General features: G+C 64.4%; 19 protein-coding genes. 3 read left to right on the top strand and 16 right to left on the bottom strand.

Features of this window, described 5'->3' with window-relative positions; translation table 11 throughout:
* Positions 1-34: 34 nt before the first annotated feature.
* The 6 genes from metA to ACF66B_RS03445 all read right to left on the bottom strand — a co-directional run bounded on the left by metA (position 35) and on the right by ACF66B_RS03445 (position 5,683).
* A complete protein-coding gene (gene metA, locus ACF66B_RS03470) occupies positions 35-952 on the bottom strand; it encodes a homoserine O-succinyltransferase (protein ID WP_111428231.1) in 918 nt (305 codons plus the stop codon).
* Positions 953-1,146: 194 nt separating this feature from the next.
* Positions 1,147-2,016 carry an ATPase gene (locus ACF66B_RS03465; protein WP_111428232.1) on the bottom strand — a complete coding sequence of 290 codons (870 nt, stop codon included), beginning with the start codon at positions 2,014-2,016 and terminating at the stop codon, positions 1,147-1,149.
* 78 nt (positions 2,017-2,094) lie between these two features.
* A complete protein-coding gene (locus ACF66B_RS03460; RefSeq protein ID WP_162683125.1) occupies positions 2,095-3,228 on the bottom strand; it encodes an outer membrane protein transport protein in 1,134 nt (377 codons plus the stop codon).
* Between the two features lie 234 nt (positions 3,229-3,462).
* On the bottom strand, positions 3,463-3,999 hold the full coding sequence (gene ppa / locus ACF66B_RS03455) for an inorganic diphosphatase (RefSeq protein WP_111428234.1): 537 nt from the start codon (positions 3,997-3,999) through the stop codon (positions 3,463-3,465).
* Positions 4,000-4,070: 71 nt separating this feature from the next.
* On the bottom strand, positions 4,071-4,961 hold the full coding sequence (locus ACF66B_RS03450) for a DMT family transporter (protein WP_111428235.1): 891 nt from the start codon (positions 4,959-4,961) through the stop codon (positions 4,071-4,073).
* Positions 4,958-5,683: a YdcF family protein gene (locus ACF66B_RS03445; protein WP_162683126.1), complete on the bottom strand. Its 726-nt coding sequence runs from the start codon at positions 5,681-5,683 to the stop codon at positions 4,958-4,960. Before ACF66B_RS03445 ends, ACF66B_RS03450 begins: the two co-directional genes overlap by 4 nt.
* A gap of 232 nt (positions 5,684-5,915) precedes the next feature.
* On the opposite strand from ACF66B_RS03445, the gene ACF66B_RS03440 reads away from it, so the two are divergent.
* Entirely contained in the window at positions 5,916-6,206 is a 291-nt protein-coding gene (locus ACF66B_RS03440) for a hypothetical protein (RefSeq protein WP_111428237.1), read from the top strand.
* 46 nt (positions 6,207-6,252) lie between these two features.
* On the opposite strand, the gene guaA is transcribed toward ACF66B_RS03440, so the two are convergent.
* On the bottom strand, positions 6,253-7,815 hold the full coding sequence (gene guaA, locus ACF66B_RS03435) for a glutamine-hydrolyzing GMP synthase (RefSeq protein ID WP_111428238.1): 1,563 nt from the start codon (positions 7,813-7,815) through the stop codon (positions 6,253-6,255).
* Between the two features lie 174 nt (positions 7,816-7,989).
* On the opposite strand from guaA, the gene ACF66B_RS03430 reads away from it, so the two are divergent.
* Positions 7,990-9,549 (top strand): trimethylamine methyltransferase family protein, encoded by a 1,560-nt coding sequence (locus tag ACF66B_RS03430; protein ID WP_111428239.1) that lies wholly within the window; start codon positions 7,990-7,992, stop codon positions 9,547-9,549.
* A gap of 19 nt (positions 9,550-9,568) precedes the next feature.
* On the opposite strand, the gene otsB is transcribed toward ACF66B_RS03430, so the two are convergent.
* From otsB to ACF66B_RS03415, 3 genes are all read right to left on the bottom strand, one after another.
* Positions 9,569-10,309, bottom strand: coding sequence for a trehalose-phosphatase (otsB, locus tag ACF66B_RS03425; protein ID WP_111428240.1), 741 nt, complete (start codon positions 10,307-10,309; stop codon positions 9,569-9,571).
* Positions 10,309-11,712 carry a trehalose-6-phosphate synthase gene (locus ACF66B_RS03420; RefSeq protein ID WP_111428241.1) on the bottom strand — a complete coding sequence of 468 codons (1,404 nt, stop codon included), beginning with the start codon at positions 11,710-11,712 and terminating at the stop codon, positions 10,309-10,311. The genes otsB and ACF66B_RS03420 overlap by 1 nt, the downstream gene beginning before the upstream one ends.
* An 87-nt stretch (positions 11,713-11,799) precedes the next feature.
* The gene (locus ACF66B_RS03415) at positions 11,800-12,126 is read right to left on the bottom strand and encodes a DUF6477 family protein (RefSeq protein WP_392664019.1); all 327 of its coding nucleotides are present in this window, start codon (positions 12,124-12,126) and stop codon (positions 11,800-11,802) included.
* A 487-nt stretch (positions 12,127-12,613) separates the two neighbouring features.
* On the opposite strand from ACF66B_RS03415, the gene ACF66B_RS03410 reads away from it, so the two are divergent.
* The gene (locus ACF66B_RS03410; RefSeq protein WP_392664017.1) at positions 12,614-13,489 is read left to right on the top strand and encodes a DUF6456 domain-containing protein; all 876 of its coding nucleotides are present in this window, start codon (positions 12,614-12,616) and stop codon (positions 13,487-13,489) included.
* A gap of 18 nt (positions 13,490-13,507) precedes the next feature.
* On the opposite strand, the gene tpiA is transcribed toward ACF66B_RS03410, so the two are convergent.
* The 6 genes from tpiA to ACF66B_RS03380 all read right to left on the bottom strand — a co-directional run bounded on the left by tpiA (position 13,508) and on the right by ACF66B_RS03380 (position 16,958).
* Positions 13,508-14,242: a triose-phosphate isomerase gene (gene tpiA / locus ACF66B_RS03405; RefSeq protein ID WP_111428243.1), complete on the bottom strand. Its 735-nt coding sequence runs from the start codon at positions 14,240-14,242 to the stop codon at positions 13,508-13,510.
* Between the two features lie 51 nt (positions 14,243-14,293).
* On the bottom strand, positions 14,294-14,635 hold the full coding sequence (locus ACF66B_RS03400) for a TfoX/Sxy family protein (RefSeq protein ID WP_111428244.1): 342 nt from the start codon (positions 14,633-14,635) through the stop codon (positions 14,294-14,296).
* Between the two features lies 1 nt (position 14,636).
* The gene (locus ACF66B_RS03395) at positions 14,637-14,987 is read right to left on the bottom strand and encodes an iron-sulfur cluster assembly accessory protein (protein ID WP_111428245.1); all 351 of its coding nucleotides are present in this window, start codon (positions 14,985-14,987) and stop codon (positions 14,637-14,639) included.
* 78 nt (positions 14,988-15,065) lie between these two features.
* Positions 15,066-15,809, bottom strand: a complete 744-nt coding sequence (locus tag ACF66B_RS03390; protein ID WP_162683127.1) for a DUF3307 domain-containing protein — start codon at positions 15,807-15,809, stop codon at positions 15,066-15,068.
* Between the two features lie 79 nt (positions 15,810-15,888).
* On the bottom strand, positions 15,889-16,530 hold the full coding sequence (locus ACF66B_RS03385) for a hypothetical protein (RefSeq protein WP_111428247.1): 642 nt from the start codon (positions 16,528-16,530) through the stop codon (positions 15,889-15,891).
* A gap of 62 nt (positions 16,531-16,592) precedes the next feature.
* On the bottom strand, positions 16,593-16,958 hold the full coding sequence (locus ACF66B_RS03380) for an SUF system Fe-S cluster assembly protein (RefSeq protein WP_111428248.1): 366 nt from the start codon (positions 16,956-16,958) through the stop codon (positions 16,593-16,595).
* Between the last annotated feature and the right edge of the window lie 65 nt (positions 16,959-17,023).

Raw genomic sequence — 17,023 nt, 5'->3', positions numbered from 1 at the left:
GGCGGCTGCAAGGCGGGCCGCCCGGAGGCAGGTCTCAGCGGCCGATCTGGGCGAGATCATAGGGCGTCGTCTGGTAGATCTCGTTGATCCAGTTGCCGTAAAGGAGCTGGCCGTGGCTGCGCCAGCGGTTCTCGGGGGTGCGCGACGGGTCGTCCTCGGGGAAATAGCCGATGGGCATCGCGATCTGGCCGCCCTTGGCGAGGTCGCGGTTGTATTCGTCGCGGAGCGTCGTCGAGTCGTATTCGAGGTGGTTGACCATGACGAGGGCGCGGTGATCGGCATCCTCGATGAGGCAGGGGCCGACATCTTCGGAATGGATCAGGATGCGCAGATCCTCGTTGATCTCGAGATCCTCGGTGCGGAGTTCGGTCCAGCGGCTCACCGGCACGATGAAGCTGTCGGAGAAGCCACGCAGGAAGGGCGAGGTCGGCTCGACGACATAGTGGCGGAAGCAGCCGAAGGCCTTGCCCGGCAGCATGTGCTTGGGGATGCCATGGAAGTGGTAGAGCATGGCCATGCCGCCCCAGCAGACCGCCATGGTGTGATGGACGTTGGTCTGGGTCCAGTCGAAGATCTCGCGAAGCTCGTTCCAGTAAGAGACGTCCTCGTACTGCAGATGCTCGATCGGCGCGCCGGTGATGACGAGCCCGTCGAACTTGCGCGACCGGGCATCCTCGAAGGTCTGATAGAACGCTTCGAGGTGGTCCATCGTGGTGTTCTTCGGGGTGTGGTCGGTCATCCGCAGCAGCGTGAGCTCGATCTGGAGCGGGGTGGCGCCAATCAGGCGCGCGAACTGCGTCTCGGTCTGGACCTTCTTGGGCATGAGATTGAGCAGTGCGATCTGGAGGGGCCGGATGTCCTGACGGCGTGCCGTTTCCTCGGACATCACGACAACGCCCTCGCGACGGAGCACGTCGTGAGCGGGGAGGTCGGCGGGAATCTTGATCGGCATTGCACTTCTCTCGTGTGGGGAATGCCTAGATAGGCCCTGCACGTCTGGCGGGCAAGGGCCGGTCGGCCGCGGGGGGCTGGCATGGGGAATGCGCTGTCTCACGCGGGATCAGCCGTCAATGGCGGCGGCGTGTTGCCACCGCTGAGGGCGCGGGAAGCCGCACGCGAAGGTGCAGATCGCCAGTGCCGGGCGGGTCAGGCGCGCGTGGTGCGGGCGAGGGCCGTTTCGATCAGCGCGTCGAAATCCTGCGGATCGCGGACCTCGGAGACCTCCGCGGCCTCCACCGTCACGCCCCAGCGCTGGGCGATCGCGGCATAGCGCGGCAGGCGGTGATCGAGCAGCTCGCGGAAGCCGTGGCGGATGAAATCATCGGGATCGACGGCCTCGGGCGCCACGCCGCGTTCCTCGAGGTAGCGGTTCCAAGTGTCGAAGAGAAAGGTCTCGGTGTAGTACATCGGCTTTGGCGCGCGGTCGAAGCGGCGGGCGAGCAGGTCGAGATGAGCCTCCGTGCCGCGGATCCAGACCGGAAGCATTGCCGAGCAGATATCGGCCATCACAGGATCCTCGGGGTTTCCCGGCTCCACCACCTCGCAGAGCGAGCCGGACATGTCGCAGACGAAGTTAGCGTAGCCGTAGATCTCGTGCGCCTTGCGGATGAAGAGCAGCGCATCGCGGGTTGCGGCGATCTCGGCGTCACGGTGGAGCCGCTGGCGGCGGACATATTCATTGAAGGGGATGCCGCCCTTCGCCGGATCGCCCGGCTTGCCGAGATAGGTCGAGAGCGGCTCGAGATTGTGAAAGGTGATGTTGGAGGCGATGTAGATCGAGTCCGACATCAGCAGCTTGCGCAGGAACGGGTTGCGCATCGCCTCGCGCTTGAAGTTGTCGACGATGTGCTCGCCCATATAGCGGGTGCCGATGCGGAAATCGACGGAGTAGTGAAACCACTCGGCCTCCTCGCGCAGCATGGCTGAGAGTCGGGTCTTGCCGAGGCCGGACATACCGAAGAGTGCGACGCGCTTGTGGGAGGCATCCCTCCAGTCCTGCGGCGAGTGGTAGAACATCATGACTTCCGGGAAGGCCTGTTTGGCTCTGCCTAACGGGGCAGGGCGCGCGATGCAAGCCGCCAGAAATCGCCAGAATCAGAAGGAATATCCGATCCTGAGCCCCGCGCCCCAGACGCTGCCGTCGTCGTAGGTGGTGTCGAGCACGTTCGAGGTGTCGCCGAGGCGACCGTAGGTGATGCCGCCAGTGATGTTGATGCGCTCGATGTCGTAGCTCAACGCCGCGGCGCCGAGGGTGCGGCCGTCATAAGGTCCGAGTGTGGTGAGCGAGCCGCCCTGGGAGGGTTCGTAGATGAGGGCGACGGAGCCTGCGAACTTGTCGGTGAACTGGCGGCCGACACCGATCGTGTAGGTCGTCCAGTCGTCGGTGTAGTCGACAAGGGGCATGCCCACGACCTGCGTGTAGGCAGGTGGAGCGATGGTGAATTCAGACCAGTCGACCCAGCGGACCGAGCCGAAGAGCAACGTGCGCTCGGCAACGCCGGTCTGGAATTCGAACGAGACCGCCTGCGGCGTGGTGATGTCGGTCTCGTCGTGAATGGTGCCGAACTCGGTGCTCGCAAGCGTGTGCTCGATCTTGGAGTAATAGGTGAGAGCAACACGGAGCGCGATCTCGGGGCGACTGTAGGCTGCACCCAGCAGGTAGCCCCAGGCCCAGTCCTTGTCGGTTTCGGCGGTGTAGGGCGGGTAGCCTGCGCTGGGGCCGATGAAGGGGATCGAGGCGTCGGCGTCGAGGCGCTCGGCGCGCAGGCCGCCGTATATCTTCACATCGGACCGGATATCGTAGGCGAGGATGCCGGTGAACTGGTAGGTGTCGAGATCGGCGGAGGTGCCGTCGTAGGAGAAACCCGGATAGGCAAAGCTGCCGCGACCGTAGCTGGTTGCCGCGCCGTAGGGCTGGTCGAACACGAGGGCGTAGGAGAGCTTTTCGGTGATGTCGCTCTTCCAGGCGGCGCTGTAGTTCCAGTAGTCCTCGAAGAGATCGCCGGTATTGCCGGTGACGGTGACGCCGGGGGCAATCGTTGCGTTCTCGCCGCTCTGGTGCGGATTTCCGTAGGCGATGCCGAGCTCGCCGTAGGTGCCCTCCTCGAACAGCAGCCGGACCGTCATCGGGACCGCCCGCTCGATGGCGGCGGCCTGGGCGAGGCCTGCCAGCAGAAGCGGCGCCAGTCCCAGAGCCGCTGCGGCTGCGGCCTTGGCTTCGTCGCGCATGGTCTGAGTCTCCCTGATGCAGCGCCCCGTTCGGGGCGCTCGATACGCTGGTACCTTGGGGGCCATCTTCGGGCCCCGGTTGCAGCCGGAGGTTGATAATCGCGCTGCGAGCGTCATCGATCAAGCATCTTGGAGGAGCGAACGGTGCTTTCCGGAACGAGTGCGGCCCGCCGGTATCACCAGCGGGCCGCAGGACGTGTTGGCCGGGAGCCCGGGCGATCCGGGCCTGGCAGCTTACTTCTTCATCGCGTCGAGCGAGGTCTGCAGGATCGACTTGGCTTCCGCCTTGTCGCCCCAGCCGATGACCTTCACCCACTTGCCTTCCTCGAGATCCTTGTAGTGCTCGAAGAAGTGCTTGATGCGGTCACGGGTTTTCTGGGCGACGTCCTCGAGATCCTGGATATGGGCCTGGAACGGATCGACCTTCTCGGCCGGCACGGCGATGAGCTTGTCGTCCATGCCGCCGTCGTCTTCCATCTTCAGCACGCCGATCGGGCGGCACTTGATGACGTTGCCCGGGTAGAGCGGGAAGTCGCAGATCACGAGCACGTCGGTCGGGTCGCCATCGGCGTGGAGCGTGTTCGGCACGAAGCCGTAGCTGCAGGGATAGAACATCGGGGTGTTGACGACGCGGTCGACGAAGACGGCACCCGACTCCTTGTCGAGCTCATACTTCACCGGAGCGCCACCTGCGGCACCGCCGGTGATCTCGATCACCACGTTGATGTCTTCCGGCGGGTTCTTGCCGGCAGGGATCTTGTCGATGTTCATTCACGGTCTCCTCGGTTCAGGCGGGTCGGCGCCCGCCTAGCACGGGGCCGGAAGCAAAAAAAGGGGGAACGTCAGGGCTTGCGACGTTCGGACAGGATGTTGGCAAGGATGCCTGCCACGATGAGCGCCCCGCCGGCGAAGACCGCCCAGTCGAGCGGCTCGCCGTAGATCCACATGCCGGCTAGCGCCATGGCGGGCAGGCGGAGGAACTCCATCGGTGCCACGATGGTAGCGGGCGCGTTGCGGAGAGCGGAGGTGAGGGCGAAATGCGCCGAGACCCCGGTGACGCCGGTTATGGCGACCCAGGGCAGCAGGCCCGGCGTGGGCAGCGTAAGGCCACCGGGGAGACAGAGGAGTGCAGAGAACACGGTCTGCAACAGCGTCATCCAGAAGAGCACGCAGATCGTGCGATCCTCGCGGGTGATGCGGCGGGTGTAGATCGAGGTGAGCGCAAAGCAGATCGCGGCGAGGAGTGCGGCGCCATGCCCCCAGCCGAGAGGCGAGACGCCCGGGCGGGCGACGATCAGCACGCCTGCGAAGCCCAGCAGGGCCGCGAGCATCCGGATGCGGGTGAGCCGTTCGTGGAGAAGCAGCGGTGCGAGCAGCGCGACCCAGAGCGGGTTTGTCATCTCGAGCGCGACGACCTGGGCGAGTGGGATGGCCGCCACGGCAAAGAACCAGGCGTTCTGGCCGATGAAATGGATGCTGTTGCGTTGAAGATGCAGCCAAGGCTGGCGCGTCACGACCGGCGCGAAACCGTCGCCGAGGCGGAGCACCACCACGAGCATGATGAGCCAGCCGATGGCGGAGCGGAAGAGCATGAGTTCGAAGGTCGAGAGTTCACGCTGTACCTCGCGGCCCGCAATTGCCATCGCGACGAAGGACACCATGGCGGCGAGCATCCAGGCGAAGGCGCGCCAAGGGCGCGCATCGCGCATGGCAGGGGTGACGGTGGCGTTCATACTGGGATCACTGCTTTGCGGGACGCGCCGGCGAGCAGACGTGAGGTTTCCGGCTCGTCAATGCCAAGGCCCTTCAGGATCTCCCAGACAGAGATGCGACCGAAATTGTAGGACCATGCCAAGGATTCGCGCGCAATGCGACGGAATTTCGTCCGCGCCGTGCCGTCTCCGAAGCTGGTCGCTGCTGACACTGCAACGTGACGGTAGCCCACCCAGCGGAAGATCGCCCAGGCACGGGCGAGATGGTAGCCGTCGGAGACGACGATGATCGGGCCTGTTGTGGCCGGCGGCAGCATCGGGCGGGAGAGGAGGGCATTCTGCAGCGTGGAGCGCGAGGTGTCCTCGACGGTAATGGCACTGAGCGGAACGCCGGCGGCGATGGCGACATCGGCCATGGCAGTACCGAGGCCCGGCAATCTGGGATTGGTATGGCCGCCGGTGAAATGCATCCGTGGCGCGAGGCCCGCGCGGTAGAGCGCAATGGCGTGGTTCGTGCGCGCGAGCGTATCGGGCCCGGGGGTGCCGTCTCGTCGGACACCGCCGCCAAGCACAACGATCACGGACGCGGGTGCGGGCTCGCCGCTACGGTGGACGAGCCAGAGGGCATGGAACGTCACGCCCACGCCGGTGAGCAAGACAGCGACCACTGCTGTCGCAACGAGGCGCGCGGCCCAGGTGAGCGCCGCGAGGCGACAGTCCTTCTGCTCTCCGGGGCGCGTCATGTCTTTCCTTCCCTCGCGTCGGACCCGCACCATAGGGGCTGGCCAGACGGCTTTGAACGGGAAATTTCGGGCGGCGCAAGGGGGGCTCCCATGCCGCACAACGCCGCGTGCCACGGCGTAATCTTCACAGATAACCTTCGGTTAGACTTATTCGTGCATCATCGCGGATCATTTGCAGGTGGTGGAGCCAGCGCAGCATTTGGCTGGTGGGATTCGAAACGTGGAGAAGGTCATGGGACGTGGATTCAGGATGCTCCTGTTGCTCGCGGCACTATCGCCGGCTGTAGCGCCCGTGGCCGCGGAGACGCAGGCGCAAGTCGGAGACTGTCCGCCGCGGGTCGGAGCCGAAGCAAAGACGGGCAAGCAGGCGGGGCAGGCCACCGGGCCCTGTGACGAGGAGGACTCGGATGGGCCGGTTGCCGGCAAGGGAGCGGATGGCAAGCGCCAGATGGAGCGGAACGTCTACTTCCCGCTGATGCGCTTCGAAGTGCCATCCTGGCTGCGCTGGTGGGATCCGGACTGACGGCTGGCTGCGCCGCGGGTTCTCGACACCCGGCGCAGCATATCGCTTATTCCCACTCGATGGTGCCCGGGGGTTTCGAGGTGATGTCGTAGGTCACCCGGTTGATGCCTTGGACCTCGTTTATGATCCGAGTTGCGGTCTCCGACAAGAAGTCGTGGCTGAATGGGTAATAGTCCGCCGTCATGCCATCGACGCTGGTCACGGCCCGGAGGGCGCAGGCGTAATCGTAGGTGCGGCCGTCGCCCATCACGCCGACGGTGCGCACCGGGAGAATTACCGCGAACGCCTGCCAGATTTCGTCGTAGAGGCCGTGCTTGCGAATTTGGTCAAGATAGACCGCATCGGCCTTGCGCAGGATTTCCAGCTTCTCGCGGGTGATCTCTCCGGGGCAGCGGATCGCGAGGCCGGGCCCGGGGAAAGGGTGGCGTCCGATGAAGCTCTGCGGCAGGCCAAGTTCGCGACCTAGGGCGCGAACCTCGTCCTTGAAGAGCTCCCGCAGGGGCTCGACCAGCTTCATGCCCATCTTCTCGGGCAGGCCCCCGACATTGTGGTGGGACTTGATCGTCACCGACGGTCCGCCCGAGAAGGAAACGCTTTCGATAACGTCGGGATAAAGCGTCCCCTGCGCGAGAAATTCTGCGCCGCCGAGTTCCTTCGCGTGCTTCTCGAAGAGCTCGATGAAGAGCCGACCGATGGTCTTGCGCTTCACTTCCGGGTCGGAGACGCCTTCGAGAGCGGTCAGGAAGGTCTCGCTGTCATCGGCGTGGATGAGCGGCAGGTTGTAGTGGTCGCGAAACATGCCGACGACCTCTTCGGCCTCGTTGAGCCGCAGGAGGCCATGGTCGACGAAGACGCAGGTGAGCTGCTCACCGATGGCCTCGTGGATGAGGATCGCCGCGACCGAGCTGTCGACGCCGCCCGAGAGTGCGCAGATGACCTTGGCGTCGCCGACCTGTTCACGGATCTGGGCAACGGCCTGCTCGCGGTAGGCTTCCATTGTCCAGTCGCCGGTGAAGCCGGCGAGCCTGACGAAGTTCTCATAGAGCTTCCGGCCGTTCGGAGTGTGGTGGACTTCCGGGTGGAACTGGACCGCGAAAAAATTCCGGGCGGCGTCGGCGGTGATGGCGAAGGGCGCGTTGGGCGAGGTGCCGTAGACCTCAAAGCCCGGCGCAAGTTTCGAGACATGGTCGCCATGGCTCATCCAGACCTGCTCCGAGGCGCCCTCGAACCAGCCCTCGAGGAGCGGCAGGCGGTCGTTTGCGGGCGTGACGAAGGCGCGGCCGAATTCGGCGGTGCCGTGGCCGCGTTCGACCTTGCCGCCGAGGCAGTGCATCATGACCTGCTGGCCGTAGCAGATGCCGAGAATCGGCACGCCGAGATCGAAGACTTCCCGGGGCGGCATCGGTGCGCCCTCGGCGAAGACGCTGGCGGGGCCGCCGGAGAAGATCACGGCCTGCGGCGCGAAGTCGCGCAGGAACTCGGCCGTCACGTTCTGGAACGGATGGATTTCACAATAGACATTCAACTCGCGCAGGCGGCGCGCGATCAGCTGCGTCACCTGGCTGCCGAAGTCGATGATGAGGAGGCGCTGGTGGGTGTCCTGTGTCATGGCAGACGCATTAGGGTGCCGCGCGCGCCGCTGCAAGAGGTCGATGCTGGCAGGTGAGGACTTCGGGCGCGGGGCATGTCGCGGATGATCCGTTTGGCGGCGCAAACCGGCAGGGTCGGTGCCGGGATTGCCGTAAGAATGGAGGGAATGGACCGGGTCCGACGGAGGAAGGCGATGAGCGAAGCAACTGTCGAGGAACGGAGCCCGGCACGGGGCCGCCGCACGGGCGGCGGCGCGGCCCGGCGGGCGGAACGCACGGCTCCGAAGATCGAGGCGGCGCGATTCATCGAGCGGCGCATCCCGAATTTCGAGATCCTCGACGAAGAGGGGCTCGCGCTCATCGAGGCCAATGCGGAGACGCTACTCGAGGAGATCGGGGTCAATTTCGTCGACAATCCGCCCGCTCTTGCGCTTTGGCGGGAAGCCGGGGCGGATGTGCGCGGTGAGCGGGTGCATATCCCAAGGGGGCTTGCGCGCAAGCTTTGCGCAACAGCCCCGTCGCGCTTCACCCAATTGGCGCGCAACCCCGAGCGCAGCGTCGAGATCGGCGGGAAGAGCCTCGTGCTGGCGCCGGTTTACGGGCCACCCTTCGTGCGCGACATGGAAGGTGGCCGCCGCTATGCGACGATGGAGGACTTCCGCAACTTCGTGAAGCTCGGCTACATGTCGAAATGGCTGCACCATTCGGGGGGGACGGTCTGCGAGCCCACGGATGTCGCAGTGAACAAACGCCATCTCGACATGCTGCTTGCCCATATGACACTCACCGACAAGCCCTTCATGGGCTCGGTGACGGAGCCGTCGCGGGCCGCGGATTCGGTCGAGATGTGCAAGATCCTGTTCGGTGCCGAGAATGTCGGGCCGAACTGCTACATGACGAGCCTCGTCAACATCAACTCGCCACTTACCTTCGATTCGGTCATGATGGGCGCGCTCGAGGTCTATGCCCGCGCCGGCCAGGCCTGCATTGTTTCGCCCTTCATCGTCGGCGGTGCGATGGCGCCGGTCTCGGTCGCGGGGACGCTCACGCAGCTTCTGGCCGAGGTGATGGCGGGGGTTGCGTATTCCCAGCTCGTCAAGCCCGGAGCGCCGGTGATCTTCGGTGCCTTCGTCACCTCGATCGACATGAATTCGGGTGCTCCGACCTTTGGAACGCCCGAGGCCTCGAAGATCCTGTTCGGGGCGGGGCAGCTCGCGCGCCGGATGAACCTGCCGTTCCGTTCCGGCGGCGGGCTTTGCGGCTCGAAGCTGCCGGATGCGCAGGCAGCGACCGAGACGGCCAACACGCTGCAGGCTGCATTGCTCGGCGGAGTGAACTTCATGCTGCATGCCTGCGGCTGGCTCGAAGGCGGGCTGGTCTCGTCCTACGAGAAGTTCGTACTCGATGCCGACCAGCTCGGTCTGCTGCATTCGATGGCCGAAGGGATCGACCTCTCGGAGAATGGTCAGGCGATGGATGCGATCCGCGAGGTGGGGCCGGGGGGGCACTATCTCGGTTGCGCGCACACCCAAGCGAACTTCAAGACCGCGTTCTGGCGCTCCAGTGTCTTCGACTACCGCCCGTACGAGACCTGGGCTGAGGATGGCGGGCCGGATTCGATGCAAATCGCCAACAGAAAGATGCGCAAGATGCTTGCGGCCTACCAGCCGCCGCCGCTCGATCCCGGGATTTCCGAAGAACTTGCGGCCTTTGTCGCGGCCCGGAAGGCATCGGAGCCAGACGCCTTCGGCTGAATGAAGCGCGAGGGATGCGTCACCCCGTGAGGCGTGCGGCCTCGCGGGCAAGCCAGGCGCGCACCGCGGCCGGATCGGCTGCGCGGATCTGCGCCACGGTGTCGCCGGGGCCGACCTTGGCGCCGATCCCGCCGAGCTCTTGAGCCACGGCCATCGCGTCCTCGTCGGTAGTGTCGTCACCGATCATCACCGGGCGCCGAGCGGTAAAACCCGAACGGCCCGCGATATCGCGGAGGGCGACGCCCTTGTGGGCATGTGCGGGCTTCACTTCGACGACCATCTTGCCGGGCTGGAACACGAGGCCCGGCACCGCTTTGGATGCCGCTTCGGCCGCGGCGAGGCATTGGGCTTCGGCCGCGGGGGCTGCGCGAAAGTGCAGGGCCGCGACAGGGCCCTTGGTCTCGAGCCAGACGCCCTTGATCTTTTCAGTAACTGTGAGCAGCGGGGCCAGAACCGTATCGGGCTGGGCGGGCGGCATGGCGGGCACCGAGCCGCTCGGAGGCACGATCTCGAGGCCATGGCCCCCGGCGCGCCAGACGAAATCCGGGGTGCGGCGGGCGAGGTCGCGAATGTCGCGGCCGCTCAGCAGCACGATGGCGCCGTCGAACACGCGGGCGAGCGCCTTGAGATCAGCCACCGTCGCCGGTGGAATGGCGATTGCTTCTGGATCCGGGCCGATTTCGGCGAGCGTGCCGTCGAGGTCGAGAAAAAGTGCGTCGGTTTTCGCAAGCTCGAGCGATTCGAGGTAGGTATCGGTCATCAGCTCTCGACCTCGGTGTCTGGCGCAGGCTTGCCGAGGCTTTCAAGTTCGTCGAGGAAAGCGCGGCGCCACCAGGCAATGCTCTGCGCGCGAACCGCGGCATCCATGGATTTCCATCGCTCGATTCGTTCCTCAAGCGGCATATTGATGCCTTGTTGGATCGCATCGGCGGTTGCCGCTATGTCGTGGGGATTGACGAAGATTGCACCCTGCAACTGTTCGGCGGCGCCCGCAAACTCTGACAGCACGAGAGTCCCCGGATCTTCGGGATCTTGAGCGGCGACAAACTCTTTCGCCACGAGGTTCATGCCGTCATAGAGCGGGGTCACGAGGCCCACGCGCGCAAGCCGGTAAAGCCCGGACAGCATGCCCCGCGGATAACCGCGGGCAAGGTAGCGGATTGGCACCCAATCGAGATCACCGTGATCGCCATTGATTCGGCCGGTTACCTGATCAAGCTCGATCCGGAGATCCTGATAGGTATCCACGTCCTCCCGGGAGGGCGGTGCGATCTGCAGGAAGCTCACCCGGCCACGGATATGCTCATTCTCGTCAAGCATGCGCCCGAAGGCGTGCATGCGCTGCGGCAGGCCCTTCGAATAGTCCATCCGGTCGACGCCGAGGACGAGTGCGCGCTGGTCAATGATCCGGCCGAGCCGGCTTGCCGCGCTACGGCCTTCCTCACTGTTGGCCAGGTTCACGATCTCGTCGGCGTCGATGCCGATCGGGAACGCCTTGGTGCGAAGGGTGCGCCCGAAGGCGGAGATCGTGCCGTCCGAAGAGGAAGATGCCTGGTCGATCTCGACCAGATAGCGCTCAAAGTTCGCTCGATCTCGTTCGGTCTGGAAGCCGATCAGATCGAAGGCGCAGAGCGCGCGGGCGATGCGGCGATGCTGTGGCAGCGAGGTGAAGATCTCGGGTGCGGGGAAGGGAATGTGCAGAAAGAAGCCCATCGGGCCTTCCCATCCGGACGTACGCATTTCCTGGCCCATCAGCAGGAAGTGGTAGTCGTGAACCCACACGGTGTCATCGGGTCGGGTGAACTGCGCCAGAAGCCGGCCGAAGCGGCGGTTCACTTCCTCGTATGTGGCAAACTCGGTTTCATCGAAATGTGCGAGGTCGACGCGGTAATGAAAAACCGGCCAAAGGGCGCGGTTTGCATAGCCGAGATAGTATCCCTCGTACTCCGCCTCAGTGAGATCGGCGAGCGCGAAATCGACATTGTCCTCGGCGAAGAGGCGTACGCCGCGCGTCTCGCGCTCGAGCGTTTCCCCCGACCATCCGAACCAGACGCCGCCGCCCCGTTCGCTAAGGGCTTCCCATATGGCTACCGCGAGGCCGCCGACCTTGGGTTCGCCGGGGCTGGCAGTGCGGTTCGATGCGATAATGAGCCTTCCCGTCATGGCGCGATAGAGACCCCATGCGGCTTCAGGAAGCAACAGCCAAAGGGTCTATTTGTCTATTTCGGTTGGGAAGAGATCATTTGCTGCTCAGGCGGCGGCGCAGATTTCCAGGAGGCCTCGCCCTATGGAGCTCGCGTCGGCGGAAAAGTGCCGAGCCTCGGCAATCAGGGCGGTGAGCACGCCGACATGGCGCTGGACCGAATAGGTGGCATCACCCGCAGCGCGGCATGATTCGAGGCGGCTTTCTTCTGCGATCAGGGTCACCATCACCTGATGCGGCGCGGTGCCGCGCAGGTTGCGGAAAAGGCGCTTGAGATCCCGGTCTCGGCGGTAGTCGGATACGCCTGCACGGGCGGCACGGATCAGAATCTTGGGGCGGCGAAGGCCGCCGAGAAGGTTCGCGAGATCGTTCATGATGTCCCTCTTTCTTGTCGATGGAAGGACTTTGCCGGTGTTCGGCGCGTGTTGCGCAACCAGAGCGAGTAACGCTCGCGGGGTTAAAGTGTAAAATAACTATAAAACAGCAACTTAATGATGTTTAAGGAATCTTTGAGGAATCAACCTTAAGACGAGTTTTGCGAAAATTGTAGGAACGCCGAAGGGCGATTGCCTGCCAGTCTTCCCCAAAGGCCCGGTCCGGGCCGATCCAGATGGAGCGTTGAACATGTTGCCAGGCTGGCTTCCGGAACCCGCCGTCACCTACCTTGCGCATACGTCCGCCGGTCACTCCATTCGCGGTCTTGCGCGGGCGAAGGGGTGCCACGCTTCCACGATCCTGCGGCAGGTCCGCAAGGTTGAATCCTGGCGCGATGACCCACTGATCGACGAGGCACTCGATCGTCTGGGGCGCGCCCTTTCCACTGAACTCACCGACCGTTCCGAATCCAGAGAGGTCTTGTCCATGTCCAACCCGGCCACGCAATCCTGTGACCGTCCCGATCCGCGCATCGAGCGCGAGGCGCGGCGTATCCTTCGCCGGCTTTGCGAGAAGGGGGCCTTCCTAGCCGTTGCGCCGACCATGGAAAAGGCGGTCGTGCTGCGCGAGGTGGTTCCGGGGCGGCAAAATCGTATCGCAGTGGTGGACCGGGACGTGGCCCATGCCTTCGCGTTGCAGGAATGGATCAGCTGCGAAAAGGCCGGAAAGATTGCTTGCTACACGATTTCTGCGGTCGGTCGGGCGGCGCTCAAGCGGTTGCTCGCGGAGGAGCGACAGGCGAAATCGGCGCGTGGCGGTTTTGCCGAGGCCCAGGGCGCCTTCCAGGAGCAGCATCGGACCTTTGCCGAGCGCGTGGTGATGGCTTCAGACGGCTCGGGTGAGCAGAAGATTCGCTACAACCTCGCCGAAAGCCCACTTTCGGTGCTCGGCCGCAAGCACGGCAAGGACGGCAAACCCTATCTCACGCCGGAGCTCATCGAGGCAGGCGAGCGTCTGCGCGAGGATTTCGAGCTTGCGCAGATGGGTCCGCGGGTGGCGCAGAACTGGGACCGTTTCCTGACGTCAGGGTCCGATCGGGGCGGCTTCTCGGCCGCGCGCGGACCGGCGGAGGGGCCTGCTGATGCCCGCACCCGGGTAGCGCTGGCGCTGGAGGCGCTGGGTCCGGGCCTCTCGGATATCGTTTTCCGGGTATGTTGCTTTCTCGAGGGGCTCGAGGCGGCAGAAAAGCGGCTCGGCTGGTCGGCGCGTTCTGGCAAGGTCGTGCTCAAGATCGCGCTCGAACGCCTCGCCGCTCATTACCAGACACCCGCTCGCCAAGAGGCGCGCAGAAAGACCGGCTGAGGCCGGAGGCCGCGCGGATCAGCCCGCGGCGCTGATGATCCCCCCGAAATCCTCGGCCTTGAGAGACGCTCCGCCCACGAGTGCGCCGTTCACGTTTTTGATTGCGAAAATCTCGGCGGCGTTGCTCGGCTTCACCGAACCACCATAGAGCAGTCGGACACCGCCGGCGATATCGGCACCAAAGCGATCGGAGAGGGTTTTGCGCATGAAATCGTGAACTTCGGCGATTTCCTCAAGAGAGGGGGTGCGGCCGGTGCCGATGGCCCAGACCGGCTCATAGGCTACGACCAGGTTTGCGGCGGTGGCGCCGTCGGGGATCGAAGCCGCAAGCTGGCTGCCAATGCGTGCGAGCGTCTCGCCTGCGTCGCGTTCGGCTTCGGTTTCTCCCACGCAGACAACGGCGACAAGGCCCGCGCGCCAGGCGGCTTCGGTCTTGTTGGAGACCATCGCGTCGGTTTCGCCGTGATCGGCACGGCGCTCGGAATGGCCGATGATGACTGCACTTGCACCCGCATCGGCGAGCATTTCTGCAGAGATATCACCTGTATGAGCGCCTGAGGCCTTCCAATGGCAGTCCTGGCCACCGATCGGGAAGGCGCCGCCGGCAAAGGCTGCTACGAGGGTTGAGGGCGGGCAGACCAGCACGTCGCAGACCGGAGAGGGGTGCGCTCTTGCCAGCTCCTCGAGCATGGCGGAGGAGGCCTTGAGGCCGTTCATCTTCCAGTTTCCGGCAACGAGCGTGCGTGGCGACATCTATCGGGCTCCCGTAACAATATTTCGCTGCTTGCTAGCAGAGGAGGCCGGTCAGGAAAAGTCGGGATCGGAGGCAGCAAGCGAACGGCGCGCCCAGGCGCAGGCGGCGTCGGGGTCGTCGAGTGCGGCATCTGGCAGGGTCCAGTAGCCCATCTCCATACGCCGCCCCGACCGATGGATGTAGGAGAAGCGACTGGCACCTTCGCGGGCGAGATCCTCGGCGAGGGGGCCGACTGCCTTGATGTAAAGCTGCCGCTCGGGGCCGCCGAAGATTGCAAAGATGCGGCCTTCGGAGTAGATCGCGAGGCCGCCCATCATTGCACGCGAGGAAATCCCGCTAATATCTTGGAAAAGTTCGTGGATCCAGGCGCGGATGTCGGCCGGAACGGCCATGTCACATGCCAGTGAACTTGATGGATTCACCACAGCCGCAGGCTTCAGCGACGTTGGGATTGTTGAACTTGAAGCCCGATTCCAGCAGGCCTGTTTCGTAGTCGATCTCTGTACCGAAAAGGAACATCTGAGCCATCGGTGCGATCATAACTCGCGCGCCGTTCTGCTCCACAACCTCGTCCATCGGGTCGATGGCATCGACATAGTCCATGGTGTATTCCATGCCTGCGCAGCCGCCTTTCTTGACGCCGATGCGCAGGCCCTTGGTATCGCCCTTGTTCATCAGGCGGAGGATTTGCGCTTGCGCCGCAGGCGTCATGCTGACGGGCGGCTTTCCGGGAATTCCGAACATCTGTCCTTTGTCTCTCGCTATCGGAGTTGCTCATAAGTTAGGTGAGGATGCATGTTTTCTCAAGGCCCGCTGCACGGCTCAGGGGCTGCCGAGCGCGCTGAGCGCCCAGCGCGCGGCCTCGGCCGAGGCAAGGCCCCAGGCAAAGCTGCCGAGGGTTCCGACGATCACGTATTCACTGACCTGGTGGTGCCGCTCGCGGGTGAGTTCATTGAAGCGGAGCACCGACTTTGCCGCGATAAGAAAGCCAATTGCGCCGACATTGCCCGAAAGCGTCAGCATGAAGATGAGTAGCCTTTCAAGGCGACCGATGAAGAGCCCCCCCTTTGGCATGTCCTGCCGTTCCTCGGGGGCGTCGAGCGCAATGTTGGCCATGAGCGCCTTGACCGCGTAACCGCCGGCGAAGACAGCGGCGATCAGGCCGGCGGTAACAGCCATGAGTGCGGGCAGCGCTTCGGTGAGGTCCGGAAGGGCTTCTGTGACGGCGGAATGGCCCCAGAGACCCGTGCCGAAGGCTTGCGGGGAGAGGCGTGCTGCGGCAAGTATCACAATGCCGTGGGCCGCCTGATCTGTGAGGAATGCGGTGAGTCCCGGCCCGCCGAGCCGGGCCTTGAGCACATCGATGAGGGCGTGACTGACGGTCACGAGCGCAAGCGCGGCAAATGCGGGCGCAAAGCCGAGGCAGACCCAGCTAGCAAGCCCGACAATGGCGGCATGAGTCGCAAGCGCCTTGGGGCGGCGCTTGTTCTCTACCATCCAGGTCGTCTGTAAAAGGAAGTCCGCGGCGAGATGCCCGAGAGCGAGTGCGATGGCCGTTTCGATCACGGTCGACCCCACCTTGAGCGCCCACGCTGTATTGGGGTTGTAAATCTAATTACAATCCTTAAAGGTTGTGATTTGGGGGTCATTCCGGGGTCTCCATAGCCTCGATCGCTTGGCGCAGGGCCCAATCGCCTCCGGCCGCGAGATGCTTGGCAACCATCTGCTGGCTAATGCCAAGCGCTTCGGCCGCTGCTCCCTGGGTACCCGCATCCGGGGGCAGCATCCGGAGGAAGACCTCGGCCTGCCGCACCGTCCAGCGCCCGGAGATCTCGTCGGCAAGTGCAAAGGCGGCCTTCCAGGCGCTTTCAGCCGGATGCGGATCGGACCAGCCGATTGCAAAGCGCGCACTGCGCTTCATACTGTCGAGGTTGCGGCCGGAGAGATCGAAGGCAGGGCCGGATGCCGAGGCAAGTGGCGCGTTCGCGGCGATCTTGCCAGGCCCGATCCCGATCGAGATACGGCTGTCCCGCGCCCGGCCCAGGCTGCGGAGGTTGGCGCGCACGAAGAGAGCGGCACGCAGGGCGAGTGCGGGCCTGGGGATCGCCATCTGCCAGCCATCGCCGCGAAAGCGTTCGAATGCAGGATGTTGCGCCGAGGTATTCCAGCCCCATATCTGCTCCGATGCCGCAGCAAGCGCGACCATCACCTTGTCAAGCTCGCCAGAGCCAAGACGGGAGGAGGCGACAATGTCGCCAGTCAGGATGGTGACAATCGGCGTGGTCATCGGCGGATCCGTTCGAGGCGTCGGACCCGGACCATGGCGGCGGCGGCGCGCCGCGGCAAGTCCTACATGAAGCCAAGCTCGAGGCGTGCCTCGTCGGACATCATGTCCATACCCCATTGCGGTTCCCAGACGAGTTGCACGTCGACTTGGCGCACGCCGGGCACAGGATCGATCGCATCGACGACCCAACCGGGCATCTCGCCGGCCACCGGGCAGCCCGGAGCGGTGAGCGTCATCACGATGGTAACGTCGTTCTCCTCGCTGATTTCGATCGTGTAGATCAGACCGAGATCGAAAATGTTGACCGGGATCTCCGGGTCATAGACGGTTTGACACGCCCGCACGATCTCGTCGTAGAGCGGGTGATCCGTCGAGGACGGCTTGATGAGCGGCGTCCCTTCCATCGGCAAATCGGGTTCGAGACTCATACGAACAGGCTCCCACATTCCTGACTGCAACTATAGGAATTAAGTCCGCCCCCGTAAAGCCGGGG

The organism is Amaricoccus sp. B4 (assembly GCF_043226085.1).
GTDB lineage: Bacteria > Pseudomonadota > Alphaproteobacteria > Rhodobacterales > Rhodobacteraceae > Amaricoccus.
This window is presented reverse-complemented; position numbering and strand designations above follow the sequence as displayed.